The following is a 26,611-nucleotide window of genomic DNA, read 5'->3' on the forward strand; positions in this document are numbered from 1 at the left end:
GTTGTAGATGTATGATATTAATATATAGAGGGTGGCATGGTCGTTCCTGCCCCGTACCCACAGACATGAAACTTCACGACCTCATAAAAGAAAAGTGGGAAGATTTAAGAGAGCAAATAATAATGAAGAGATGAACTAAAAAAAGTTCACAATAGGTTCACAAAATGAATTTCTTTCAATATCTCAATCTCCTGAAATCCTTTAATATATTGGTCGGGACGGCAGGATTTGAACCTGCGACCACTTGACCCCCAGTCAAGTACGCTACCAGGCTGCGCTACGCCCCGTTTTATTATTTTAAAATCTTAAGAATTTCTTCTAGATCTTCTAGTATTTTATTATCTTCAGAATGGTCTATGGTGTTATTTTTAGCATTAAGAGCAACTTTTGCTCCTGCCACAGTTAACTTATTCTCATACAAAAGAGACTTAATTTTAAAAACTAATTCAATATCTTGTTTAGTGTAATATCTTCTATTTCCCTTTCTTGTTTCTGGATTAAGGCCTTCAAACTCTTTTTCCCAAAATCTAAGAGTATGTGCTTTTATCCCTACTAGTTTTGAGACTTCACTTATCTGAAAAAATTTTTTTTCAGAAACATGAGTTAATTGAAAATCAGACATCAACTTCTTGAAGATAATTCTTTAACTTCTTTCCTGCACGAAAAGAAACCACCTTTCTTTGACTTATGATTGCTTCTTTACCTGTTTTAGGATTTCTACCGATTCTCTCTTTCTTATGTAAGATATCAAAATTTCCAAAACCAGCCAATTTTACAGACTCCCCTTTAGATAATGAAATCAAAATTTCATCGAAGAAATTTTCTACTAACTCTTTTGCCTCTGTCTTATTTATACCTACTGACTCGTGTAAATAATCTACAACATCTGCTTTCGTTAATGTCTTATTCATTTATTTTCTAATCTGCCATGTCTTGGTTTCACTTGATTTGATTATCTTTTCTATGACCTTATCCACTTCCGCATCATTTAGTGTACCTTTATTGGAACTTAATGTGAGAGCAAAACTTATACTCTTCTTCCCTGCCTCTATAGAAGTTCCTTCGTAAACATCAAATATACTTATCTCAATATTATATTTTAAAGAGCAATCTTTCATAAGTTCCAATAGTTCTTCGCTTTCTGTTTCCTTATCAACCACGAATGAAAGATCTCTCTGAGAGACTGGATATTTAGCAAAATCCTTATAATTTATATTTAAATCATGAGAAAAATATTTTGTCTCTATTTGAAAGAAGATTACTTCATCTTTTATACTAAGTTTGCTTGAGACTTGAGGACTGAGATGGCCTAAATATCCAATCTTCTTAGATGGTTTAGACTTAAGATGAATAGAGGCTGTCTTTCCTGGATGGAGACCTACTATCTTTTCTTTTTTAAAGATCACTTCTTGATTTATTATTTTAAAGATATTCTCTACTTCTCCCTTTAACTCAAAGAAATCAATTTCTATGCAGTCCTGATTCCACTGCATTTTCCTTAAGGTGCCTCCTATTAGACCTCCTAGTACATTCTGTTGATTCAATTGGCTTTTCAACCCTTTATTAAATACAGACCCTACTTCAAAGATTCTAATAATCTCTTGCCCTCTATTTTTATTAAATAAAAAAGTATCTACTAGATTTGTTAATAGAGAAGGTCTCATAATTGACATCGTTTCAGATATCGGATTTTCTAAAACATATTTCTTTTTTATCTCTTCTAATAAAACTGCTTTCTTTGGATCAATAAATGAGTAAGTTATTACTTCTGAGAAACCCTTGTAAACGAGGTACTTTCTAATATCCTTCAAAGGATTATTTGCTTCCTTATGAACAGATATAGGCATTAAAGATTGATTTGATATCTTATCAAAGCCTTTTAATCTAGCTAATTCCTCTACTAGATCAGCAGAAATCTCGAGATCAAAACGCCAAGAAGGAGGGGTCAGTTTAAAATTCTTTGAATCAGATATAAGTTTACATCCTATGTCAGTTAAAGATTTCTTAGCTTCTCTTTTGGAAATATTAGTTCCTAAAAAATTGTTAGCCTCCTCTAAATTAATAGATATATTTTTAACTTTAGGAATGCTAGTTGTTTTAATTTCTTTCTGAATTGGGCCTAAAGTCCCCCCTAGATTCATTTGTATTAGGTTACTGGCTCTCTCAATTGCATACTGCTGCAATCTAAAATCGACGCCTCTTTCAAATCTCATAGAGGCATCAGTTTGAATACCATACCTTCTAGCTCTACCTCTTATAAATTCAGGTTTAAAGAAAGCACTTTCCAAGAAACATGATGTTGTTGTTGAATCCACACAAGTTCTCAACCCTCCCATAATTCCTGCTAAAGCTATTGGACCCTCTTGATCAGCTATAATTAAACAATCTTTGGACAATGCTATTTCATGCTCATCTAGTAAAACTATTTTTTCTCCATTTCGTGCAAATCTAACTGCTATGTCTCCTACTAATTTTTCTTCATCAAAAGCATGAAGAGGTTGCCCTGTTTCAAACAATATATAGTTTGTTATATCAACAATGGGGTCTATCAACCTTACTCCATTTAATTCAAGTCTTTCTTGGATGATGCCCTTAGAATTTTTAGTATTATTAAGCTCTTTCAACGATCTTCCAACATAAATTGGCGCTTCAGAAATTACATTTATCTTCCTTACAGGTTTAAAACTTGGTTTTATGTTTTCAATGAGAGGATCATTAAATTTAATATTATTAATGATTGATAATTCTCTAGCTATTCCTCTAACACTGAAACAATCTCCTCTATTAGGCGTTAAATCTAGTTTAATAATATAATCTTCACCTCGATCCTGACTTTTAATTGGTTTGTATTCATCTACTTCTAAACCGGCCATTGTAAGTTGATCACACATCTCACTAGCCGAAATATTCAGAGTGATAAATTCATTAAGCCAATTTGTGTTAAATTGCATGATTTACTTAAAATTGTTTTAAGAATCTAAAGTCATTGTCAAAAAATGTTCTTAGATCATCAATCCCATATTTCAGCATAGCCATTCTTTCGGGTCCCATCCCAAAAGCAAAAGCTGTGTGATGATTAGGATTAATTCCACAATTTCTTAAGACTCTAGGATGCACCATCCCGCAACCCATTACTTCGAGCCAACCACTCTTCCATTTTATATCTACTTCTGCAGAAGGCTCAGTAAATGGAAAGTATGAAGGTCTAAACCTTATATCCACATCAGAACCAAAATAATCTTCTAAAAAATCTTTAATTAACCCTTTAAGTATTGCAAAAGATGCACCCTTTTCTATAACAAGACCTTCAATTTGATGAAACATGGGTGTATGGGTTATGTCCGAATCCTTTCTGTAAACTCTTCCAGGGCATATAATTCTTAAAGGGGGATCCTTCTTTTCCATAGCTCTTATTTGAACTGGTGAAGTATGAGTCCTCAATAAAGATCCATCGTTTAAATAGAAAGTATCATGCATGTCCTTTGCAGGATGATCTGATGGTACATTCAAAGCTTCAAAATTATAGTAATCCGATTCTATTTCCGGGCCAGACTCTATTTCAAAACCTAGGGCTAAAAAGAAACTACTGATACGATCAATTGTTAAAGTAATAGGATGTTCAGACCCAATATCTCTATAACCTCCTGGTAAACTAATATCTAAACTCTCCTCTTGTAATTTAGACTCTAGAATTTTTTGAGTTAATGACTCCTTGTTAAAAATATAAATTTCCTGGATATCTTTTTTAGCTTTGTTAAGTAAAATACCTATTTCTTTCCTATCTTCTTTATCCAAAGAAGATAGGGATTTAAGTGCATTATTAAGAGCACCTTTTTTACCTAAAAATAACTTTTGATTCTTTTCTAGAGCATCTAAAGTTTCTGATGAAGTGAGAAGACTTCTTGCGTCGCCTAGAAGTTTACTAATTGAGGAAGAGTCTAAATTCATAAAAAGATTTTTAACTTATTATAGAATTAAAATTCTTTATCTAAAAGTTTTGGAAATTATGCTGCTATAGAAGTTTTTACCTGATTAACTAAAGATCTAAACGCTTCTTTATCATTTACTGCCAAATTTGCTAACACTTTTCTATCAAGAGAAATATTAGCCTTCTTGAGTCCTGCAATAAAATTACTATAAGAAATACCTTCCTCTCTAACAGCTGCATTTATCCTGACAATCCAAAGTGATCTGAATGTCCTTTTTTTAACCCTTCTATCTCTGTAGGCATACTGACCAGCTTTCATAACTGCTTGTTTAGCAACTTTATATGTCTTACTTCTTGAACCTCTATATCCTTTAGCTAGCTTTAATACTTTTTTGTGCCTATTTCTAGCTTGGACACTCTTTTTTACTCTCGCCATAATATTATTTAATATTTTTATGATTTAGTTCTTAACATTCTTCCTACAAGTCTTTCATCAGACTTATTGACACTTAAAGTTCCCCTCAATTGCCTTTTCCTTTTTGTCGTCATCTTAGTGAGGATATGGCTTTTATAGGCTTTCTTTCTTTTCAAACCGCTTCCAGTAGATTTAAATCTTTTGGTAGCACCGCTGTGTATTTTTACTTTTGGCATAATTATTTCTTATTAGGAACCATTAACATTATCAACTGCCTACCTTCTAAAGTAGGAAATTGCTCAACTTTTGCACATTCTGCTAAATCTAGTTCAACCCTTTTTAATAAATCCATTCCTATATTTTGGTGTCTCATTTCTCTACCTCTGAATCTCAAAGAAATTTTAGCCTTATCACCGTTTTCTATAAAAGATTTAATCTTATTAACTTTTATCTGATAATCATTTTGTTCTGTAACCGGCCTAAACTTGATTTCCTTTACTTGAACTTTCTTTTGTTTTTTCTTAGAAGCTGCCTTTTGTTTTTTTGCATCAAAAATATGCTTCCCATGGTCCATCAGTCTGCAGACCAAAGGCTCTCCATCTTTTGCCATTTGAACAATATCTAGGGACTCTTTTTTAGCCATCTCTAAAGCTTCCTCTAAGAACATAACCCCAACTTGGTCTCCATTCTCAGCAATAAGCCTTACTTTTTCTGCTTTAATCTCTAAATTTATAGGAAGTCTTTTTACTGAGGACTTCTTCCACGAATTTTTTGCTGCTATATCTATCTCCTATTTAATTAAACTAATTATACTCTTTTATCTCTTGTTTGAGATTGCTGACAAAATCACCTAAAGAGGACTCACCTAAATCTTCTCCTTTTCTATTTCTAATAGAAATAGTTTCATCTTTCATTTCTTTATCTCCAACTATCAAAAGAAAAGGTGTCTTTTTCATAGAGTGGTCGCGAATTTTATAAGCGATCTTCTCTTTCCTCAAGTCACTTTCGACCCTAAATCCACTTTTTCTTAAGAAATCACGTATTTTAAGGCTATATTCTGCATGTTTATCAGTAATATTTAAAATAATTAGTTGGGAAGGAGCAAGCCAAAGAGGTAAAGCTCCACCATAATGCTCTATTAAAATACCTATAAATCTTTCAAATGATCCTAAAATAGCTCTACGAATCATAACCGGTACTAACCTTTCACCATTTTCTCCGACGTACTTTGCTCCCAATTTTTCTGGAATTGAAAAATCTAATTGAATTGTTCCGCACTGCCAAACTCTTCCAATGGAGTCTCTAAGATGGAATTCTATCTTTGGTCCATAAAATGCTCCTTCTCCAGGCAATAATTCCCAATTAAGTTCTTTTGAATCTAAAACTCCAGCCAGAGCTGATTCTGAGTTATCCCATACCTTGTCTGATCCTACCCTTTTTTCTGGACGGGAAGCCATCTTCACCTGAATATCTTTAAAACCAAATTCATTATAAACTTCAAATACCATATCTATGCAACTTGAGACCTCTGAAGCTACTTGCTCATGTGAACAAAATATATGGGCATCATCTTGCACAAAACTTCTTACCCTCATTAAGCCATGAAGTGTTCCGGAAGGTTCATCTCTAGTACAAGATCCAAATTCACTTAATCTTAAAGGTAATTCTTTATAGCTTCTAAGACCATGATTAAATATCTGGACATGACCTGGGCAATTCATTGGTTTGATTGCATATTCTCTAGATTCAGATTCTGTTGTGAACATTCCCTGATCAAATTTTTCAGTATGGCCAGACTTTTTCCAAAGAGAGATATCTAAAATGGAAGGTGTATGTATTTCTTGGTAACCATATTTAATCTGCTTTTTTCTCATAAAAGATTCAATTTCATTATAAAGAATTTTTCCTTGAGGATGCCAAAAAGGCATTCCTGGAGCTTCTTCTTGAAAATGAAATAAATTTAATTGCTTACCAAGTTTCCTATGATCTCTTTTTTCAGCTTCAGTAAGTTGAGTTAAATGCTCCTCTAACTCCTTTTTATTTGGCCAAGCTGTTCCATATATTCTCTGGAGCATTTCTTTATTAGAATCTCCTCTCCAATATGCTCCTGCTACCTTAATTAACTTAAATGCTCTTAAATGTTTTGTATTAGTTACGTGAGGACCTCGGCACATATCTAAATACTCTTCATGATGATATAAGGCTATGATTTCATTCTCTGGAATCTCTGAAATTATTTGCAACTTGTAAGATTCCTCTCTTTTTTTAAAGACAGACTCTGCACTCTTCCTATCCACTATCTCTCTAATAACTGAATAATCTTTATTGGCAAGTACAGTCATTCTATCTTCAATAGAAACCAAGTCATCATCACTTAATGGTATATCTAATAAAACATCATAATAAAAACCATTTTCTATAGTAGGACCTATTGCAAGTTTTATTTGTGGATATAGTTGTTTTAAAGCATGGGCTAAAAGATGAGCACAAGAATGCCGAATCACTTCTATACCTTCTGGGTCTTTAGAAGTAATTATTTCAATAGAACAATCTTTAGAAATAATTTCTGAAGCATCAACCAACTTTCCATTTATTTTACCTGCAACTGTAGCTTTAGCTAATCCTGGACCAATTTCTAAAGCAATATCCTCAATAGAAAGAGGATCTTTAAACGATTTTATGGAGTTATCTGGGAGTGTTATTTGAATCATAATCAGTGGTGGCCATTACTCTAGGACACTTGTAAGCTGAAGTTTAAGTATGTTTAACATGCAATGCAAGACACTTATGGAGACAATAGAGTTTTTTTCCATCCATCAGTAGAAACAGTAAAGAGCTCTCTAGTATGAAGCCTATTAGGCTGATCTTGCCAAAATTCTATTCTAGAAGGCTTTATTAAAAAACCACCCCATTTCAAAGGTCTCTCTACCTCTGAACCTTTTAAATCATCTTTAAATTCTTTTACTCTATTCTCAAGGGACAGATAACTCTCTATTTCTTCACTCTGATTTGAAACATAAGCAGAAATTCTTGATTCAATAGGTCGTGAATAAAAATATTCATCTGATTCTTTTTCTGACACCTTAGAACATAATCCTTCTACTCTTATAGCCTTATTCGTTCTAGCCCACCAAAAATTTACACTGGCACGACCATTATCTATAATATTTTTTCCTTTCCTACTTGAATAATCTGTAAAGAAGACCAATCCTTGATCAGTTAAAGTCTTTAATAGCACCATTCTGGAAGATGGAAATCCATATTTATCAACAGTAGCTATATTCATAGCATGCGGCAAAGGAACACCAGCATTAACAGCTTCAATAAGCCATGAATCAATTTTTTCTATTGGTTCAGAAGTTATATTGCTAGATGAGTAAAACTTCATTTATTTCTGTGATACCCAGTAATCTAAACTTAAGAACCTACCTCCTCCTGAAAAGAATAATAAAAGAAGCATAGATAAGTAAGTAACCGATAATTCTATTCCATTATTTTCAAGAGACCATCCGTTCCCCCAAAGTACTATTATTTTGAAGCACATCAGTAAAATCATAGGAATAACTGCCCACCTAACAAATAACCCTACCAATAAAAGAGCAGCTCCACCTAATTCAATTCCTATAACTAAGAAAGAAAAAATATCTGGAAATAGAACTCCTAAAGTTGAATAATATTTTGTTAACTCACCAATATTATTGTAGAAATCTGTACCTTCACTATAAAAAATAAAAAAAAGGTACAGTCTGAAAAAAAAAATAGCTAAAAAATCTACTCCTTGAAATTTTTTTAAAAAATTATTTATTGAAATAAAAATACTCATTTACTTCAAACCTTTTTAAGAATAATACTTCCTGCTGAATATCCTGCTCCAAAAGAACAAATAACTCCTAATTCACCAGATTTTAAATCATCTTTATAATTATGATGGGCAATAATAGAGCCTGCGGAACTAGTGTTAGCATAATCATTCAAGACTATTGGCAACTCTTTATCTTGCGGTTCTCTACCTAATAATCTTTTAGCTATTAATAGATTCATATTTACATTAGCCTGATGAAGCCAGAGTCTTGATACCTCATCTGTTAATATATTATTTTTTTCTAAATGACTAGCTATCAATTCTGCTACCATTGGAACGACCTCTTTGAATACTTTTTTTCCTTGTTGAATGAATAATTTATCAGGATCATTTGGGTCATTATTTTCTGATGAATTTAAAAAACCAAAATTATTCCTTATATTATTTGAAAAAACTGTTTTTAATTTAGTATCAATAACTTCAAATGCTATATCGCTATTACAGGTGCGATCTTTCTCTATTATTAAAGCTGTGCATACATCTCCAAAAATGAAATGGCCATCTTTATCTGCAAAATTTAAATGGCCACTGCATATTTCAGGATTTACTACTAATACAACATCTGCGACACCAGCTCGAATGTCATTAATTGCATTTTGTAAAGCAAAGGTAGATGAAGAACAGGCTACATTCATATCGTAAGCGTAACCTTCTATACCCAATAAATCTTGAACTTCTATAGCTATAGCAGGATAAGCTCTTTGTAAATTTGCACATGCACATATAACTGCGTCGATATCCTCTGCTTTTTTTCCTGATTCTTTTAGTGCTTCTTTTGCAGCAAAAAAAGCTATTTCTGCTTGCACAGAAGGCTCTTCATTCTTTCGTTTTTCTATAGAAGGTTTTAACCTTAAAGGATCTAAGATGCCTGATTTATTTATGACATGCCTTCTTTCTATACCTGAAACTTTCTTTATAAATGCTTCATCAGAATAGGTTAGTGCCTTGATTGTCTCTTTTTCTATCAGCTCATGGTTTTCAAGATTATATTTATCAACATATTTATTAAAGCTTTGCACAAGCTCCTTATTAGATATTACTTCTGGGGGTGTATATAACCCTGTTCCACTAACTACAACAGTCATAAACTTAATTTAGTTTATCCATTTTTAACATATTCTGACCTTATTATCCTTGTTTTTTCTCTATCTCCTCAAAAGCGTCTTGAATTTCTATAAATTTTTCTTTGGCTTTATTTATTAATTCTTCCGGTAAGCCTTTAGAAATAAGAGTGTCAGGATGGAATTCTCTTCTTTTCTTTTGATAGACCTTTTTAATCTCTATAAAGGGAGACTCTCTATCTACGCCTAAGATCTTATATGGATCTTTTGATCCTGCAGAAAATTTATTAAGCATTTGTTCAAATAAGGAAAAGTCTAATTTAAAAATATTTGGAGTTTTCCTTAAAAGAGCCTCTTCAGATTCATCTAAAACTCCATCTGCCATTGCTAATTCAAATAATAATTCATAGAACATTATCAAGGCATTTGTGTTGTTACCCAAAAGACTAGCTAATTGTGCTGCATATTCTTCATAAGAAACCTGATCATCCTTAGCATGATTGAAGACATCGATAGCATATTGTCTATCATCTGAACTAAGTTTAAAACGATCTTTGATAAAGATTTCTACTTTATCTATCTCTTCTTTTGTAATAACTCCGTCAGATTTAGCTATTTTGGCCAAGCAAGCAAATAAAGCAGCAAAAAAAGCTGCTTGTTGTTTTTGAGTATTGGTAAAATTTGATCTAGAGCTAGAATGAGCTTTTTGACCTCCTAACTTAGATCCAATTACGCCGCCTATAAGTCCACCTATTGGACCTCCTAAACTGAAACCTATCATGGCACCTAAAGCTGAATTCCAGAAGCTCATATATATAATTTATTAATATTATTATTGTAAAGAAGTTAATTTTATATGAAACTGTCTAGATAGAATATCTAAATAATTTGGAGACAAAATGGCTTTACCGGTTACTGAGTATATTAAGTTACCTGAAAATGAGGAACCTTATCTAGAAGGACATAAATGTAAAAAATGTGGGTCAATATTTTTAAAATCTAGAAAGGCTTGCTCTAAATGTTTTACAAGAGATGAAATGGAACTTATAAGACTTTCTAAAACTGGCAAAGTATATTCGTTTTCAATTGTTTATAGATCTTTTCCAGGTATAGAAGTGCCTTATATTTCAACTATTGTTGACCTAGATGGAGGCGGAACTATTAAAGGAAATCTAATAAACTGTGAGCCAGATCCAAAAAATATAAAGTTTGATATGTCGGTAGAGGTAGTTTTTGGTGATGCTTTAGGAAGAAAGGATGCTGATGGTAATTCTTATATAAGTTATTTTTTTCAACCAATTTCTTAAGGAGTAGATAATGAGCGAAGTATATGTGCTTGGTGTAGATATGATAAAATTTGGAAGATTTCCAGATAGAACAGTTCCTGATCTTGGCTCTGAAGCTGCTTTATTAGCTCTTGATGATGCTAATTTAAGTATAAAAGATATGGATGCCCTGTATTGCGGAAATCTTTATCAAGCAAGTTCAATGGTTGGTCAGAAAATTTTACAAGAAATTGGTCAAACAGGAATTCCTGTAGTTAACTGTGCAAATGCTTGTGCAACTGGAGCTACTGCATTTAGAGAAGGATGGACTGCAATCAAAGCTGGTCTATATGATTGCGTCTTAGCAGTTGGGGTAGAGCAAATGGGAGCTGGATTGCTAGGCGGAGGTGTTCAATCATCAGGAATCTCTCATGAAGGCCTCTTAGGATCTGGAACTATGCCAGCCGTATTTGCAGAAGCTGGATCAGAACATTCAAGAAAATATGGAACAACTTTTGAGCAATTCGCTAAGATTTCTGTTAAGAATCATCACCATTCAACAATGAATCCTAAAGCTAGATATCAAATAGAAACACCTCTTGAAGAAGTTATGAATGCCGAGATGATTTCTTACCCTAATACAAAATTAATGTGCTCTGTGAACGTAGATGGAGCTGCAGCAGCGGTTTTAGTTTCAGAAAAAAAAGCCAAAGAACTAGGTATGAATAGAGCGATAAAAATAAAGGCCTCTGTTATGACAAGCGATCCTTATCAAGAAAGAGACCTGGTCATGCCTGATGTAAATACCTGTACAAAGAAAGCTGCTAAAGAGGCCTATGAAATGGCTGGCTTAGGGCCAGAAGATGTAGATTTAGTAGAATTACATGATTGTTTTGCCACAGCAGAAATGCTGCATTATGGAAATTTAGGTCTATGTAAAGACGAAGATGCAGGAAAAATGTTAGATGAAGGAAAATTTGATTTGGGTGGAAAAACTCCAGTTAATGTTTCCGGAGGTTTACTTTCAAAAGGTCATCCTCTAGGAGCAACAGGAATTGCAAATATTTATGAAGTTTGCACACATCTAAGAGGTGAAGCAGGCAAAAGGCAAGTAAAAGACGCAAAAATTGGACTTACCCATGTTATAGGATTAGGAAGTGCTTGTGGAATCCATATTCTCGAAAAAATATAAATAATGCTTATAGGTGTCATTAGTGACACACATAATAATTTTAAGAATATATCTAGAATTATAGAGATATTTAATGATCTCAAAGTAGATCTAGTAATACATACTGGAGATATTACTAATACTAAGAGCTTAGAATTATTCACAAATTTGAAGTCTAAGTTTGTAGGTGTTTTTGGGAATAATGACAGAAAGGAACCTAATCTAAAAGAAAAATGCGAATCTTTAGGATTCAATTTTTATGAACCTCCATACACTATTGAAATTAATAAACTAAAAATAGGAATCTTCCATGAACCTGAAAACATCGCGGAATTCATTTTTAGATATCCAGAAACATCCGTAATTTTCCATGGTCATACTCATAAGTACAGGAATGAAGTTATTAATTCAACCTTAGTAATAAACCCAGGAGAGTCTGCGGGAATGATCGAAGGTCTAAATGCTATAGGCCTTTTTAATACTACTTCAAAAGAATTCAAAAGAATAAGATTCTAGATCTACTTATGTAATTTCTTTATAAATTTCGAAGTTACAAAGAATAAAATAGAAACTGATGTCATAGATAAGAAAATAGGTCTTAGCGCTCTAAGACTAAGCCTATTCTCTAAGATAAAATCAAGAATGAAAATTAGTATGGCCGGAACCAGAAGATCTTTCTCTGGATCGAGATACCATGGTGTAAAAAAAAATGTTGCTAATAGAATGAAAATGGGAATTCGTAATTTTTTAGAGAAAAGACTTGTGAATTGAATACAGAAAAAAGAAACACAAAATATATATACTATCCAGGGTAGAAAATAATTCATTAACCTTTCATTGAATAAAGAGATGCTTTAGATCTTCATAGAGTAAATGTTTTCGCCATGCACCTCTTAAGTCCATTGCTTCTTCTGCACCAAAGATAAAAGAATCCCTTAAGTAATCTTTTTGATTTTTCTTAGAAAATAGAAATGACTTGTTAATTCCGTAATTAACTGCATTTATTTCAATAACATTGTCCATTTTTTTTAAAATAATATTTTGTTGAGCTGACGAGATTGGAATCAAATATTCTTCTTCAGGAATTTGACTTATTTTATTTAAAGCGTTTTTAGCCATGAGTGAGGTCTCTTCAAAAAGCCAGTCTTTTTTTCCTTGCTTACTTAAATCCAAGACTTGTTCTTCAAAGATATCTAATAAATATTCAACATCCATAGCTGCATAATCTAATTGGGATGATCTTAAAGGACGTTTAATCCAATTGGACATAGTTTCTTCTTTTTTAATGGTAACACCAAAATTATTCTTAACTAAACCTTGATAACTAATAGAAAGTTCATTTCCAAGAAATGCATTTGCAATTTGAGTATCAAAGATATTATGTATGTTCTTATGAGTCCAAGAATAAAGTGCTTCAATATCTTCTCGACAAGAATGTATGATTTTATTAATATTTTTATCTTCAAATATTTTGGATATTTCCTCATTACTCTCTAAAGCAATACAATCTATTATATAAATTTCTTCTGAATCGTTAATTTGCACTAAAGATAACTTCATATTATCTTTAGTAGTTCTTCTAAATTCAGTATCAATAGCAATATTCTTGCGACAAGAAAGTTCCTTACCTAACAATATTAGATCTTCTTCTGAGGTAATTAGATTAAACAAATCAATAAACCTATTTCTCTACCTTTTGAGAATGCAATAAATCATGTATTTTTGGATCAGGAGTGTAGTCAGCTGAAGAATCTACCAAAATCTTTCTAATTAAATTTTGGTCATTAATTTGTATAGCCGAATTTAAATCTTCTATAAGAGAACTAATCTTTTCCCAAGAAATCTTATTCTCTTGAGCTTGAGATATTCTTTCAATCTTTGTTGGACTAGTTTTATTACCTAACCAAAGTTCTTCATAAAGTTTTTCTCCATATCTAAGTCCAGTAATTTCTATTTCTATATCTCCATCAGGATGCTCTAAATCTTTAACTTCTAGTCCACTCAATCTGATCATCCTCTTTGCCAAGTCTATAATCTTTATCTGCTCTCCCATATCTAATACAAAAACCTCTCCGCCTTTTGCCATAGCTCCTGCCTGTATAACTAATTCAGCCGCTTCAGGAATTGACATAAAATATCTTGTCACCTCTTCATGAGTGACAGTTAAAGGTCCCCCATTTCGTAACTGTTGCCTAAAAAGAGGTACAACTGACCCAGCGGAATCTAAAACATTACCAAATCTCACCATAGTGATGAGGGTTTTTTTCTCTTTTGATTCAGTCTCGGCAGACAAAGCTTGTAGTATCAACTCAGAAATTCTTTTTGTAGCGCCCATGACATTAGTAGGCCTTACTGCTTTATCAGTAGAAATCAGAACAAATGTATCAACCTCGGCTTCTATTGCTGCTTGAACACAATTCATTGTTCCAAATATATTATTCTTAATGCCTTCTATTGTATTCATTTCAACTAAAGGAACATGTTTATATGCAGCTGCATGATAAATGGTAGAAACTTTAAAAGTTGTAAAAACATCTATTAATCTATTCTTATCAACAACGCTTCCTATTATAGGAATAATAGGAATTCCTAATTTAAGATCTTTTAATTCCTTTTCGATAAGATATATTGAATACTCAGAAATTTCGAACAGAACTAAAACAGAGGGCTTATATTTTATAATTTGCCTTGATAGCTCTGAACCTATAGAGCCCCCGGCCCCTGTAACTAAAACTACTTTATTTTTTATATTCTCTTCAAGTAATTCTTTATTTGGTTTTGCCACCTCTCTTCCTAATAAATCTTCTATCTCAACTTCCTTTAATTCAGATACTGAGACTTTTCCAAGAGCTAACTCTGCAACTCCCGGCAAAACCCTAACTTTTACAGGATATTTCTCAATATCCTTAAGTATTCTTTTTAATACGGAACGGCTAGCAGAAGGTATTGCTATAAGAACTTCTTGTACATTTTTTTTTGTTATCAACTCTTCTAGTTTATTTGGGGAAAATACTTCTAATCCATTTACAAAGGTTCTTTGAGAAGAAAGATCCTCATCAATAAATCCTACTGGCTTCATTTCTTTGCTTAACTTTAATGCTGTTGCTAATTGAAGTCCTGCTGAACCTGCTCCATAAATTATCACTCTAGATGATGGTAATAGCTGATTCGAGAATAAAGAACTAGCAAACATCCTTATGGAAGAAGTTGCTAAAAGAGAAATGGCTAAATAAATAACCAATACAGATAAATCTAAAAAATTTAGATACTCAATCCATTGAGAAGTTATACCAATAATAATTATAAAAAGTAATAGTGCTTTTACAATTTCCCAAAAAGCCCTAAAACTTATAAATCTTATAACACTTCTATATAAATCAAATTTGAGGAAAATAAATAAAGCGAATAAAGGGACTATGAAAATGAAGCCTAGCTCACTTGAATATAAAACTTTATTAACTAAAGATAAGCTAATCCAAAGAGAGGCCACTAACGAAAAATAGTCTACAAAAGCTACAATAAGATTTTTTTGTAGCCTATTTAGTTGCAGAGCATACTTTGCCAAAGTCTTATAACTAAATTTCATATTAATGACTTGGATTAAGTTTGAAATAAATACAGATGCATAACAATGGTATAAAAGCTATCAACAGACCAACTATACCTTGGATTTGGCCAAAAGCTGTAGCGAAAGCTAATGGAGACAACCAAAATAAATTTATGGAGAGTACTAGAAGACTGATCTTTGCATGAGAACCAACTGCTCGGGCAGCATGTTGATATGCATGATTAGAATGTCCATGGTATAAAACCTCAAAATTAAGTAATCTTATTATTAAAGTAAAAGTAGCATCAACTATAAAGACTCCCATCAAAATCAAAAACGACCAAAATAATACAGGTTCATGAAGTGACGCTTCTAGAGAAAAGAAAGCTAATATTATTCCCAAAAAACCACTTCCTGTATCTCCCAAGAACATTCTTGCAATAGGAAAATTCCAGAATAGAAAACCCGAACACGCCCCTGCTAATAAAACATGCATCTTCCAGATTTCTATTTCTGATAATCTAAAAAAACAAATTAATCCGAAAGATAAACACACCGAAATCACTTGGATGGAAGCTATACCATCTATTCCATCCATAAAATTATATAAATTTAAGATCCATACTATATAAACCAACACTAAAAGGCTTCCTATGAATCCTAAATTAATAGTTTTATTAAATAGAATTATTTCATGAAAATTAAATTCTAATATATATAGTCCCAAAAGTGCTGCAACAAAATGAGATGTTAACCTTAACAGGGGATTTACCTCACTTACATCATCTATAAAACCGACAATCCCAACCAAACTTGCACAAAAGAATAATGATAAATAAATTCCAGAATCTAAAAATCCAAAAAGATTACCAAAAAAAAGAAAGGTCCCGAATGTAAGGATTATGACTAATCCGCCTCCTTCAATAGTTGGGGTCAAGTGGGCACTCCTTTTATTTGGAATAACAATCAAATCTGTTGAAGGTGGAAATCTAAGATAGATCCAACCAAGAATCATAGAGATGAAAAAAGAAGTTGCTACTAGTATGGTCATGTTTGAAATATCTATACCTATTTTTATAAAATTAAATCCTTATTGAAATGTTCAGCTGTCTTTTTTAGACCTTCAGCTATTGTGTATTTAGGTTGGAAATTCAACAAAACTTTAGACTTATTAATATTTAAATGAAAAGAATCACATAACCTTCTTGTCCTCTCTTGTTGGCGAATTAATATCCCGAAGAATTGAATAAGATTTGGAGGAAAAGGAATTAACCTATTTCTTTTTTTTAGAGCATCAGCTAGATGGACAACTAATTCTCCTATGGATAAATCTTTTCCGTCACTAATAAGAAAAGTTTGATTAATGGCAGATTGATTAAGTAAACACTCTAGAATGAATTCATGTAAGTTATATAAAGAAATAAAACTTCTATGATTCTTGATAGATCTTAATGGAAGTGGTATTCCTCTTTGTATTAATTTCATTATAGATAAAAAATTTGCTCTGACTCCTGGGCCATAAATCAAAGCAGGCCTTATAATAGTTAAATCTAATCCTTCTCTTTCTGATAATTTTATAAGACCTTGTTCTGCTTTATATTTTGATATCGCATAATCACCCACAGGATTAGGTTTATCTTTTTCTGTAAATGGCCTGTCGTATTGAGATGATTCGCCATTAACTTTAGCTGAACTAATATAAATGAAACGCTTAATACCGAACTCTAAAGCCTGAGAAGCTAAATTGAGCGTGCCATCTATATTAATTGAATCATATTCTTGTTTAGGATTTTTAGATTCATCGTGCATGACATGAGCGCGAGCTGCAGTATGCAAGATAACATTTATATTTTTGAAAGAGGAAGTCCAGTTTGTTTCTGAATCTATGTTGTTTATTATAGAAAAATCCTTTGCCCTGCCCATGGCTTGTTCTTCATTTCTATAAACTGCTCTAAATTGGATCTGACTATGAACAGCCTGGTTAACTAGAAAATTTCCTAAAAATCCTGAAGCCCCTGTCACTAATACCTTCATCTAGTTTATATTAATTTAATGGGTTAAGTTTTATTTAGCTCTTTCTTTGCTTTATTAAAAGGCATCATTAAGGCTCCAATTAGATATCCTGGAGCTTTTACTAAATCAAGTAAAAGACCTAATGAGCCGACCTGAATCCATCGAAAAGGAAAAAGGAATTCTTTATTGACATTATGTCTTAAAGGAAAATATACTCCACGATACAACAGAGAAGCTAACAATATTGACCCCAAATATAATTTAGTGATGTGAGGCACATACCAAACAGAAGTTTCTATCCATCCAGCTATTAAGCCATTCCATTTAAAGATTATTAAGAATAAAAAGATAAAAAATAATAACTTAAATATATTTTGTGAAAAACTACCTAAAGATTTTTTAAGAAAGAATCTATCTAAGATTAAAACTAACAAGAAAAAAGTAACCAGTACTAAAAGATAAATCTTCGTTACATTAGGCATATAAAAGTAACTCTTTTCCCACCCTACGATTGAATTCCATTTGGGTATGATAATAGCTGACATGAGAAGTGTTAAACCAAGATAAATATCTTTAACGGTATGTTGAATATCTACTTTCGAGCCATGAAGTTGATATATAAAAAACTTTTTTAAGGTGGGTATTAATTTATTAGGTAGTGAGTTGTAAGTTAAGAATATTTCAACAGGAGTAATACATTTAAAGTTCAAAGACTTAAGTCTACTCCTCCATTCAATATCTCCACCGGAACGCACCCCTGACATTATTTTACCTGACATTAAAAAATTTTCTTTAGTAATAAATGTTCCTGGAGCAGTCTCATGCCCAGATCTTCCATAGGTTGAATCTCTAAGTAGATTCTGAAAAGAACTATCAGCTAAATACTTAGTTACTCCAAAAACTATATCTATATTTTTTGTTTCAATAATTTTTTTATACTCACATAGCCAATTGCTTTTAGGTATTGTCTTAGTATCTAGAAAGGCTAACCATTTTCCTTTTGCTATGCTAGCCCCTAAATTACTTGCTTCATATGGGTATAACTTATCTTCATGCAGGTAAGTTATTACAAAAGGTACATTTAACTTATTTAAAGAATTTTTAATCTCATCATTATCACTGGAGTCTACAATCACTAATTCTTCAGGAAGATATGACTGATTTCTTATTGCTCCTATGGTTGAATCTAAAAGTTCTAAATCGTTATATGTTGGAATAATTATGCTGATATTAAATTCATTCATTTTTACTTTATTCTTTATCTAAGAATATAAATTAATAGTTAGTGCTATTTATTAAAAATAATCTTATCTACAAATCTAATATAAAGCAGTAAAAGAAATATTTCACAAATTAAAGTTGAAAAAGCAGCTCCATAAATTGAAAAAAGAGGTATTAGTATAATATTAAGACTAATATTCAAAATAGCAGCTAATCCTAAAGCTATTACATTCTTCTTCATACCATTTTCAGTATGGAGAGGGGCGCCCATACTTGTAGATAAAAATTTAAAAGGTACAGCAAAGGATAAGATTAAAAGGATATTAATAGCCTCTTTATAAGCTTCTCCAAAGAAATAAGAAATTAAAGAAGGGGATAACAAAAATAAGAGACATCCAATCATAATTCCCAAAATTAACATATACTTATTACCAGAATGATGAAAGACTTGGAATTTATCTTTATCTAAATTAATCCATCTATGAATTTTAGGCATGAGAAATTGCTGATATATAACACCGGGTAATATATAAATTGCCATCATAACTACAAAAGCAATATTAAAAATTCCTGCAGACTCTGGACTATCTAGATAATCTAAAAAAATAACACTTGTCTGAAAAAAAATCAGATAAAAAATTGCACTTAAACCGAAAGGCCAAGTATTTTTTAAAATATCTTTAAATTCAATTGAAGATTCTTTTTGATATTCAGAAATATTTGATTCGGGTTTAAGTCCATAACCAATCAATTCAATCTTTCCTAGAAAAAAGGATCTTAGATAGAAACATCCTATTGCCACCAAGATAATAGATGAAAAAGAAAAGAGAATACCTACTTCATTTAACTCAAAAGAAATAGCGGATAGTAAAAGAAATAATATTAAAAGAAATCTAAGAATATGAGGCAAAGGTGTCCATAGAGCTAAAAGCTTATAACGTTGCTCTAATTGGAATCTACTGATAGTAAGATTAAATACTGCCTGAGCAAAAATTAAAGGGATCATAATGAGAAGTAAATAAGAAAAGTTTTTTTCATGCGGACCGAGTAAGGCCCATAGGGATATCAGGAAACAGACTATGAAAGAATTTACTAAAGTGAATCTAAAACTTTGATAGAGCCATGCAGTTCCTTTCCACCCTTCTTCTCCAAAGACTTTTAACAAAAACTGATGAACTCCAAAGGTAGATAAAGAAGATATTACGGTTAAGGTCGCGAATGCAGATGCAAAAATTCCATACTCATAAGGACCGAAATTACGTGCTAAAATTATCTGAGTTAAGAATCCAAGAAGAGCTCCTAATAATGCTCCTATCCAAAGAAATGAAACTTCATGCAAGTACTTTAATACTAATGGGAATCTCTTAAACATCTAATGTATAGGAAAAAAAATAGCGATTAGATCTTATTTTCATACCATTGATTAAATTGGATAATTGACCACAATTTATGCTCATGATTGAACTGACCAGAGAAATGTTCATCTTTTAATTTCTGAATCATAGGAAAATTAAACAATCCATGCTTATCAGAGGCTTCCTGAGATAGAGTATCATTTACCCAATCTTTTAATTCATTCCTCATCCAGATACTAATTGGTATCCCAAAACCTTGCTTAGGTCTCTCGAATAAGTCCTCAGGCATATGCTGTGCTAATATTTTTCTTAAGACCCACTTAGTTTTTCCATCGCGAATTTTAAACTTTAAGGGCAAAGAATAAGCATACTCTATAAGTTCTTTAGATAAGAAAGGTGCTCTTGTTTCTAAACTGTAAAACATTGAGGATCTATCCACTTTGCATAAGATGTCATCAGGTAAATATGTTTCAAAATCTGCATGCATCATTGCTTCCTCAAATGATAAATTAGAATTCTTAGCAAATAAATCGTGATGCTTAAAATTTTCTGCGTCCTCAAACTTCATTATTTTTGAAGAATTCGTCCATTCTGTTGTCATAGATTCATAAAACGAAGCTGGATTATTAATTGACCTTAATTTTGTTATCACTTTCTCTAATCTTACTTCAGGTGACCCTGATAGATTTTTACCTACTGGTGTAATCGAGAAAAGAAGAGATAGAAACTTTTTAGGAAAGATATTTAATAAATCAAGACTTCCTCGCTGAACCAAAGAAGGGACATATTTAAGGTATTTCCAATATTTATTAGCTAATAAATATCTGTTATAGCCTCCGAAAATTTCATCACCAGCATCTCCACTTAATGCAACTTTTACTTCCTTCCTCGCCAAACTAGAAACCAGCATAGTAGGGATCTGTGAAGAATCTGCAAAAGGTTCATTAAAAGCTTCCGGTAAAGACGGGATAATATCTAAAACATCTTGCTTACTGCATTGATAAGTAGTGTGATTACAACCTAGATAGCTAGCAACTTTTTCTGCAAATACTGACTCATCATAGTCTAAGAAATCAAAACCTACAGTATATGTCTTAACTTCTTTGCCGCTTTTCTTCATCATGGCCACTACTAAACTAGAGTCAATGCCACCAGAAAGGAATGCCCCAAGCGGGACATCTGAGATTAATTGATTTTTAACAGATCTTTCCAATAAATTGCTCGTATGATCTATAACCTCTGCATCTTTAATAGAATCCCCTTTCATCTTATTAAGATACAGCTCGTCTAAGGACCACCATTTTGAATAAGTTACACCTTTTGTAGATATTAATTCCTCAAAAGAAGAAAAAGCCTTTGATTCAAAAATATTTAAGTCTACTGTCAAACAAGATCCTGGAGGCAATTTGAAACTATGATTAAAAATAGTGTGAGGTGAAGGAATATAGTTCTTTTGGAGATATTTCTCTACTGACCTTTTATTTATAGATTGATTAAAAGATGGAACGCTCTTTAGAGCAGATAATTCAGAAGCAAAACCAAAAAAATTCTTTTCTGTTGATATATATAACGGTTTCTCTCCAGATTTATCTCTAGTTAGAGTTAAATGTTGTTTTTTTCTATCATAAATAGCAAAAGAAAACATGCCTTCAATCTTTTTTAAGACGTTATCTATGCTATCGAACTCAAATAAATTTACTAAAGTTTCAGTATCGCAATTACCATGCCATTTTATATCAAAATTCTTATTAAGTTCTTTCCTTAAAGAATTATGATTATAAATTTCTCCGTTGTAGATAATAGAGAATCTTTCTCCTAAGGAATTCATTGGTTGATTTCCTGATTCATCTATTCCTAAGATACTCAACCTCCTGTGCCCAAATTTTAGTACATAATCATCAAGAATTTCTTCAGTTATGCCTGAAGAATCCGGACCTCTCTTGAATAATAAATTTGTTGCAGTCTTAAACTCTTCTGAAGAAAAAGATAAGTTTTTGCGATGCAAACAGCCATTAATTCCACACATTTTTTTAAACCTAAAGTTTTAAGTAAATAATTTTCAGAAATTACTTTCTGTCATATTTATCATGATATCTAACTATATCGTCTTCTCCCAAATAAGAACCTAGCTGTATTTCTATAAACTCTAAATTACTATTGCCCGTATTTTTAATATAGTGTTTTGATTTCTTTTGTATTTTTACAGATTCTCCTTCCCTTAGATTAGATAGCTGATCATCTAAAAATAATTCTGCAGACCCCTTAAGAATAGTCCACACCTCTTCTCGATGGTCGTGAGATTGAAGTGATATAGCTTCTCCTATCGAAACAGATATCTTCTTTACTTTATAAAAACTAGTTTCTTCTAAAGTTTTATACCACCCCCAAGGTCTATAATTTGTATGATCAGATAGCTCTGAGATAGTGAACTTATTTTTTGCATGATTTTGAAAACCTTCTAAATCTCCTAAATGATCTTTAGTGGAAATAAATAAGTTATCTTCATTCTCTATCAAAAGAATATTATCCAAGCCTTTTATGCTCACAAATTTATCTTGGGACCACACTAAAGTATTTTTTGAATCTTCTACAAAAGAATCCTTCGAAAAAATATGATTATCTGAAACGTCTTTTCCTGTTTTTGTGATGAGCTGACTATATTCACTGAAGGAACCTATGTCAGTCCAATCTGAGTCAAAAGCAAAAAAATGATGATTTTCTATCTTCTCAAATAAAGCTTTATCTATTGAAATAGATTCAATTTCTGAAAAAATTTTATAATCTAGCAAATCTGAATCTTTATCTAAAGCATTCTTGATGCCCTCACAAAGCTTTGGGCTTAACCGAACCATTTCATTATTAAGATACTTAAGGTTTGTTATAAAAATTCCAGTATTAACATAAGCATTTTTATCTAAAAAGATCTTTTCTATTTGCTTTTTATTAGGTTTTTCTAAAAATTTTGAGGTTCTAAATAGTGAATTATCTAATTCATGACCCAGCATGTAACCATAAATTTGTGAAGGATTTTTATCTAATTTAGCCATAGAAATAATTGGGACTTTGAAGAAATCTTCGCTAAATAATTTTTTTAATTTTTGAATATGTTGATAATCATTAATAAAACAATCGGAAGGAAATATCATTAAATTAATATTTTTACCAAGACGTCTTTCAATTAATTCTGAGGCAAACATTATCGAAGGCGCTGTATTCTTTTGTATTGGTTCAATAATTAATTCTAGATTACTGATATTCAATTCTAAAACTTCTTTTTTAACTTCTTGGAATGCATGATGAGAGGTTACTATATATATAAGATCAAAATTTAATTCACTTATCTTTTGAAGATGCCTTCCAAGAATAGACTGAGAATTATTTAAAGGTAGCAGATACTTAGGTTTTGATTCTGTGGATAAAGGCCAAAGCCTTGAACCTACACCGCCTGCTAGAACTATAGCGACACTTTTCATTTCAATTTTAATTTTATATTAACTTTAAGAAAAAAATATAATGCGATAAAAACATAATTATCAATCCTTATAAAGATTTAAAAATTTATTATGAATTATATCTTCCGAAAAATTATTCAAAACATATTGACGAGATTTTTTGCCCATCAAATTAACTTGATCTTGATTATTTATAAAAAAATTCATTTTCTCTACCAAGCCTTGATGATTATGGGATTCCACTAGGAAACCATTTTCTCCTTCTATTACACAATCCCTGCATCCATTCACGTCAGTCAATATAAGAGGTAAAGAACATGCGGCTGCTTCCAAAGCAACTTGAGGCAAACCTTCCCTATAAGATGGCAAAACAAAGACACTTGCCTTCTGAAATACATCTGACATCAACTTATGGTTAACCTTACCTAGACATGTTAAAGCATTGTTTGATTTTAAATGCTCTAAGTCTTTTGAGCTCAAACTTTTTGGATTGCTAGGATCTATTCCACCTACTACTAAAAAATTGGCTCTTTCTGGTCCAATTTTCTCTGCAGCCGTAACATATTCATTAATACCTTTGTCGATTAAAAGTCTGCTGGAAAATAAAAAAGTAATTTTTTTTGGATATTCATCTTTTCTTAAGAATTTAGAAGTATTTATTCCATTTCCTTGAATAACTTTAATCTTATTTTTTTTGACAATGGACTCATTGATAAATAAATCTTTGTCGTCTAAATTTTGAAAGATTATCCTGACATTTTTTTTATAAAAAATTATTTTATACAGATAAATTATAATTTTTTGTAAAATGTATGCTTTTAAAGACTTATCTATAAAAACATAACCCATACCGCTAATCGTACAATATACTTTTTCTATTTTTAGAAAAAAAGAAACAATGCCACCAAAAATAATTGGCTTAGGGGAAATTAAGCTTAACTTTCTTGGTTTCAAATTTTTAATGATATAGAAAAGTTTAAATAAACTTAAAATATTTGAAAATATATTTATTGAAGACCTTTTATCTCTAAAATCTACAAGGTTTATTGATGAACTCTCTATTTTTTTAATTTCTTCCAATGAACAGTCAACTAAATTTGTAGCAACAGAAATCTTTAAGCCATTTTCACTTAAATGCTTAATTAAATTTAATCTATGACTCTCTAAAAACCTAAAGTCATTGACTACAAATAATATGTCAGGCTTCAAGTTCTTTTCTTGAATATTCATTCCTTTTTGATGCGTAATAGAAGGCTATTAAAAAAGGCCATAATATTTCAAACCTATAACGACTAAGAGTTCCTATATTAAAAGCTGTTATTGCCAATAAAGAGAAGGTCACAAAAAATCCAGTGAGCACTATCCAAAAATTATTTTGCAAGTAAACCTTTCTGCTAAATATAAAAAATGCTAAAGCTATAGATAATATCAATGACTCAACAAATATTAAAAGCTTAAAAATTCCAGATATTTCCCAAGGCAAAGGTCTCAACATAAACTCTGGAAGAGATATAATTGACAGCCATATTAATTCTAAACCACTAGATATCTTTAACTCATTTGGATCTACATCTTTACAGGCAAGATATCCTCCATAACAGTCCTCAATAGCAAAAGCTAAACGATAAATATTTAAATACTCGGCATAGACATCAAAGAAAATAACTACTCCAAAGACGCCCACAATAGTGCTCAATAAATATCTTTTAAAAGATAAATCTGCTCTGACTAAAAACATCAATAACCAAGCTATTATTAAACCTGGTGCAAATTGAAGTTTAATAACGCTAACAAATACAAGAAAAATTAAAGAAAGGATTATTTTTCTTTCTAACAAAGATACTAGTGCCACAGTCGCACATGAAATTATTAAACAATCCCTTAACCCCACTGAAGAATAAAGGATAAAACTAGGAACTAAGAAAAAATATATTAATTTTTTTGGATCTATTCTTCTACTTAGATATACAAAAAGGAGTAAAGCTATCAGCTTATTTATAAAAGCTATAGAGGTAACAGACAAGTAAGAAAACATAGGAATTGAAGACAGAGCTAAAGATGCAATTCTTACCTTATATGCAATTATAGAACTAAGATTTGTTACTTCTAAACCATCAAGAATACCAAAACCTAAGGAAATAGATTTATTAATTTCTTCCAAATAACTGGCCTGATCCCCCATATATGCGGGTTGAAAAATTATATAATTTATGAAAAGAGGAGTGGATAAATAAAATAACCAAAAAACAAATAACTGCCTATCAAGAAAGTTAAAATGAGTTAGCATCATTAAAATCAAAACTACAAAAATATAGTTAGTGATCTCTGATAGGATATAAACAGAATTAAAATCTGTTAATAAAAACCCTACTGTTTCTAGACTAAACAATCTTTAAAGAATGCAGTTTAAGAAGAATCTTTATGGAGGAGACTCCTTATATAAAGGAAAATTATAGATATAACAAAACCCAAGAAACTAAATGCGTAATAAATAAACTGCAAGTTAGGCGAAACAAAAGTAGGGGAACTCTGAGGAGGTTCAACTATTCTCATAGAATAAGGTAAATCAGAGGAAGCCAATGCTATCTCTAAGTATTGTTTTTTCATAGAATCAATAAGAGAACGCCTAACTTCAACCTCATTTACTGTCTCAAGTTTGCTCTTTATAAAATTGATCTGACTTTCTGCATAGATAATTCTTTCATCCTTTAATGTCTGATCTGCGGCCATAAGTAAATCAACTATAACTTTTTTAGCCAATTCTGGATTACTTGTAAGCGAATAAACTAGAGCTTTACGAGTTTTTCCTCTAGGTATCTTCAGCATTATATAACCATCTAAAGTACCTTTTAAATCTGTTGGGGTAAGTTCTTCATTCAAAATACTTAAGTCATACCCAAGGACCCATGAACTAAAAATATCCGAAAAAGTAGGTTCGCCAATTAAAAATTTATCCTTCTCTGGATCATAATTATCTCCAAAGAAGATTTTATCGTAACCTGCCTCCCAAAGTATCTTAGCTGTAGGATATGTAAATATTACATCAAAAAGAGGGTCAAGACCCTGAGGATTAGAAGACCCTGTAAGGGTTTTTACCATTTGTCCAACTCCTACAGGGCTAGCATTGGTATTAGTTAACTCATTGGGGGCTATCACAGCTGTAACCTGAAATCTGGGAGTTAGAGTAGTGGAGTAAATTATTCCTAAAAGTAATCCAACTAAAGTAGATGCTAAAATAAACTTGTAGGATTTAAGTGCTAACTTGATTGGATCTGATATTAATTTTATTAAATTTGAATTTTCAAGAATATTCATGATTTT

Annotated in this window: 26 protein-coding genes and 1 tRNA gene; 3 read left to right on the forward strand and 24 right to left on the reverse strand. The window is 31.6% G+C overall.

Annotated features, from left to right (window positions below; translation table 11 throughout):
- Nucleotides 1-210: 210 nt before the first annotated feature.
- From P8J93_00005 to P8J93_00065, 13 genes are all read right to left on the reverse strand, one after another.
- A tRNA-Pro gene (locus tag P8J93_00005) sits at nucleotides 211-287 on the reverse strand.
- Nucleotides 288-292: 5 nt separating this feature from the next.
- On the reverse strand, nucleotides 293-622 hold the full coding sequence (locus P8J93_00010) for a MerR family transcriptional regulator (protein ID MDG2060188.1): 330 nt from the start codon (nucleotides 620-622) through the stop codon (nucleotides 293-295).
- Entirely contained in the window at nucleotides 615-911 is a 297-nt protein-coding gene (locus P8J93_00015; GenBank protein MDG2060189.1) for an integration host factor subunit alpha, read from the reverse strand. The genes P8J93_00010 and P8J93_00015 overlap by 8 nt, the downstream gene beginning before the upstream one ends.
- Nucleotides 912-2,951 (reverse strand): phenylalanine--tRNA ligase subunit beta, encoded by a 2,040-nt coding sequence (gene pheT / locus P8J93_00020; GenBank protein MDG2060190.1) that lies wholly within the window; start codon nucleotides 2,949-2,951, stop codon nucleotides 912-914.
- 7 nt (nucleotides 2,952-2,958) lie between these two features.
- Nucleotides 2,959-3,948 (reverse strand): phenylalanine--tRNA ligase subunit alpha, encoded by a 990-nt coding sequence (gene pheS, locus P8J93_00025; GenBank protein MDG2060191.1) that lies wholly within the window; start codon nucleotides 3,946-3,948, stop codon nucleotides 2,959-2,961.
- Nucleotides 3,949-4,004: 56 nt separating this feature from the next.
- Nucleotides 4,005-4,364, reverse strand: a complete 360-nt coding sequence (rplT, locus tag P8J93_00030; GenBank protein ID MDG2060192.1) for a 50S ribosomal protein L20 — start codon at nucleotides 4,362-4,364, stop codon at nucleotides 4,005-4,007.
- 17 nt (nucleotides 4,365-4,381) lie between these two features.
- Nucleotides 4,382-4,579, reverse strand: coding sequence for a 50S ribosomal protein L35 (gene rpmI, locus P8J93_00035; GenBank protein ID MDG2060193.1), 198 nt, complete (start codon nucleotides 4,577-4,579; stop codon nucleotides 4,382-4,384).
- Nucleotides 4,580-4,581: 2 nt separating this feature from the next.
- On the reverse strand, nucleotides 4,582-5,124 hold the full coding sequence (infC, locus tag P8J93_00040; protein ID MDG2060194.1) for a translation initiation factor IF-3: 543 nt from the start codon (nucleotides 5,122-5,124) through the stop codon (nucleotides 4,582-4,584).
- A 22-nt stretch (nucleotides 5,125-5,146) separates the two neighbouring features.
- Nucleotides 5,147-7,054 (reverse strand): threonine--tRNA ligase, encoded by a 1,908-nt coding sequence (gene thrS / locus P8J93_00045; GenBank protein MDG2060195.1) that lies wholly within the window; start codon nucleotides 7,052-7,054, stop codon nucleotides 5,147-5,149.
- 74 nt (nucleotides 7,055-7,128) lie between these two features.
- Nucleotides 7,129-7,731, reverse strand: a complete 603-nt coding sequence (gene pdxH / locus P8J93_00050) for a pyridoxamine 5'-phosphate oxidase (GenBank protein MDG2060196.1) — start codon at nucleotides 7,729-7,731, stop codon at nucleotides 7,129-7,131.
- A complete protein-coding gene (locus P8J93_00055; protein MDG2060197.1) occupies nucleotides 7,732-8,166 on the reverse strand; it encodes a DoxX family protein in 435 nt (144 codons plus the stop codon).
- A 5-nt stretch (nucleotides 8,167-8,171) separates the two neighbouring features.
- Complete coding sequence (locus P8J93_00060) at nucleotides 8,172-9,290, reverse strand: beta-ketoacyl-ACP synthase III (GenBank protein ID MDG2060198.1); 1,119 nt, start codon at nucleotides 9,288-9,290, stop codon at nucleotides 8,172-8,174.
- 43 nt (nucleotides 9,291-9,333) lie between these two features.
- Nucleotides 9,334-10,077 (reverse strand): TerB family tellurite resistance protein, encoded by a 744-nt coding sequence (locus P8J93_00065; GenBank protein MDG2060199.1) that lies wholly within the window; start codon nucleotides 10,075-10,077, stop codon nucleotides 9,334-9,336.
- 88 nt (nucleotides 10,078-10,165) lie between these two features.
- Between P8J93_00065 and P8J93_00070 the strand changes: the two genes are divergently transcribed.
- Genes P8J93_00070 through P8J93_00080 form a run of 3 tightly spaced genes read left to right on the forward strand, consistent with a single transcriptional unit; the run spans nucleotide 10,166 to nucleotide 12,218 of the window.
- Complete coding sequence (locus P8J93_00070) at nucleotides 10,166-10,573, forward strand: Zn-ribbon domain-containing OB-fold protein (GenBank protein ID MDG2060200.1); 408 nt, start codon at nucleotides 10,166-10,168, stop codon at nucleotides 10,571-10,573.
- A 10-nt stretch (nucleotides 10,574-10,583) separates the two neighbouring features.
- Entirely contained in the window at nucleotides 10,584-11,723 is a 1,140-nt protein-coding gene (locus P8J93_00075; GenBank protein MDG2060201.1) for a thiolase family protein, read from the forward strand.
- 3 nt (nucleotides 11,724-11,726) lie between these two features.
- The gene (locus tag P8J93_00080; GenBank protein ID MDG2060202.1) at nucleotides 11,727-12,218 is read left to right on the forward strand and encodes a metallophosphoesterase; all 492 of its coding nucleotides are present in this window, start codon (nucleotides 11,727-11,729) and stop codon (nucleotides 12,216-12,218) included.
- 318 nt (nucleotides 12,219-12,536) lie between these two features.
- On the opposite strand, the gene P8J93_00085 is transcribed toward P8J93_00080, so the two are convergent.
- The 11 genes from P8J93_00085 to P8J93_00135 all read right to left on the reverse strand — a co-directional run bounded on the left by P8J93_00085 (nucleotide 12,537) and on the right by P8J93_00135 (nucleotide 26,605).
- Entirely contained in the window at nucleotides 12,537-13,373 is an 837-nt protein-coding gene (locus P8J93_00085; GenBank protein ID MDG2060203.1) for a ribonuclease D, read from the reverse strand.
- Between the two features lie 10 nt (nucleotides 13,374-13,383).
- On the reverse strand, nucleotides 13,384-15,288 hold the full coding sequence (locus P8J93_00090) for a nucleoside-diphosphate sugar epimerase/dehydratase (protein ID MDG2060204.1): 1,905 nt from the start codon (nucleotides 15,286-15,288) through the stop codon (nucleotides 13,384-13,386).
- A gap of 1 nt (nucleotide 15,289) precedes the next feature.
- A complete protein-coding gene (locus tag P8J93_00095) occupies nucleotides 15,290-16,300 on the reverse strand; it encodes a glycosyl transferase (protein MDG2060205.1) in 1,011 nt (336 codons plus the stop codon).
- Nucleotides 16,301-16,323: 23 nt separating this feature from the next.
- Nucleotides 16,324-17,283: an NAD-dependent epimerase/dehydratase family protein gene (locus tag P8J93_00100; protein ID MDG2060206.1), complete on the reverse strand. Its 960-nt coding sequence runs from the start codon at nucleotides 17,281-17,283 to the stop codon at nucleotides 16,324-16,326.
- Between the two features lie 23 nt (nucleotides 17,284-17,306).
- Nucleotides 17,307-18,506 (reverse strand): glycosyltransferase family 2 protein, encoded by a 1,200-nt coding sequence (locus P8J93_00105; GenBank protein MDG2060207.1) that lies wholly within the window; start codon nucleotides 18,504-18,506, stop codon nucleotides 17,307-17,309.
- 44 nt (nucleotides 18,507-18,550) lie between these two features.
- Entirely contained in the window at nucleotides 18,551-19,855 is a 1,305-nt protein-coding gene (locus P8J93_00110) for an oligosaccharide flippase family protein (protein ID MDG2060208.1), read from the reverse strand.
- 26 nt (nucleotides 19,856-19,881) lie between these two features.
- Nucleotides 19,882-21,864, reverse strand: a complete 1,983-nt coding sequence (gene asnB / locus P8J93_00115; GenBank protein ID MDG2060209.1) for an asparagine synthase (glutamine-hydrolyzing) — start codon at nucleotides 21,862-21,864, stop codon at nucleotides 19,882-19,884.
- Nucleotides 21,865-21,904: 40 nt separating this feature from the next.
- Complete coding sequence (locus P8J93_00120; protein MDG2060210.1) at nucleotides 21,905-23,311, reverse strand: sugar phosphate nucleotidyltransferase; 1,407 nt, start codon at nucleotides 23,309-23,311, stop codon at nucleotides 21,905-21,907.
- Between the two features lie 60 nt (nucleotides 23,312-23,371).
- Nucleotides 23,372-24,520 (reverse strand): glycosyltransferase family 4 protein, encoded by a 1,149-nt coding sequence (locus P8J93_00125; protein ID MDG2060211.1) that lies wholly within the window; start codon nucleotides 24,518-24,520, stop codon nucleotides 23,372-23,374.
- Complete coding sequence (locus P8J93_00130) at nucleotides 24,489-25,472, reverse strand: hypothetical protein (GenBank protein MDG2060212.1); 984 nt, start codon at nucleotides 25,470-25,472, stop codon at nucleotides 24,489-24,491. Before P8J93_00130 ends, P8J93_00125 begins: the two co-directional genes overlap by 32 nt.
- A gap of 224 nt (nucleotides 25,473-25,696) precedes the next feature.
- The gene (locus P8J93_00135; protein ID MDG2060213.1) at nucleotides 25,697-26,605 is read right to left on the reverse strand and encodes a Wzz/FepE/Etk N-terminal domain-containing protein; all 909 of its coding nucleotides are present in this window, start codon (nucleotides 26,603-26,605) and stop codon (nucleotides 25,697-25,699) included.
- Nucleotides 26,606-26,611 lie beyond the last annotated feature (6 nt).

This window comes from SAR86 cluster bacterium, from assembly GCA_029268615.1.
Lineage (GTDB): Bacteria > Pseudomonadota > Gammaproteobacteria > Magnimaribacterales > Magnimaribacteraceae > JAQWNM01.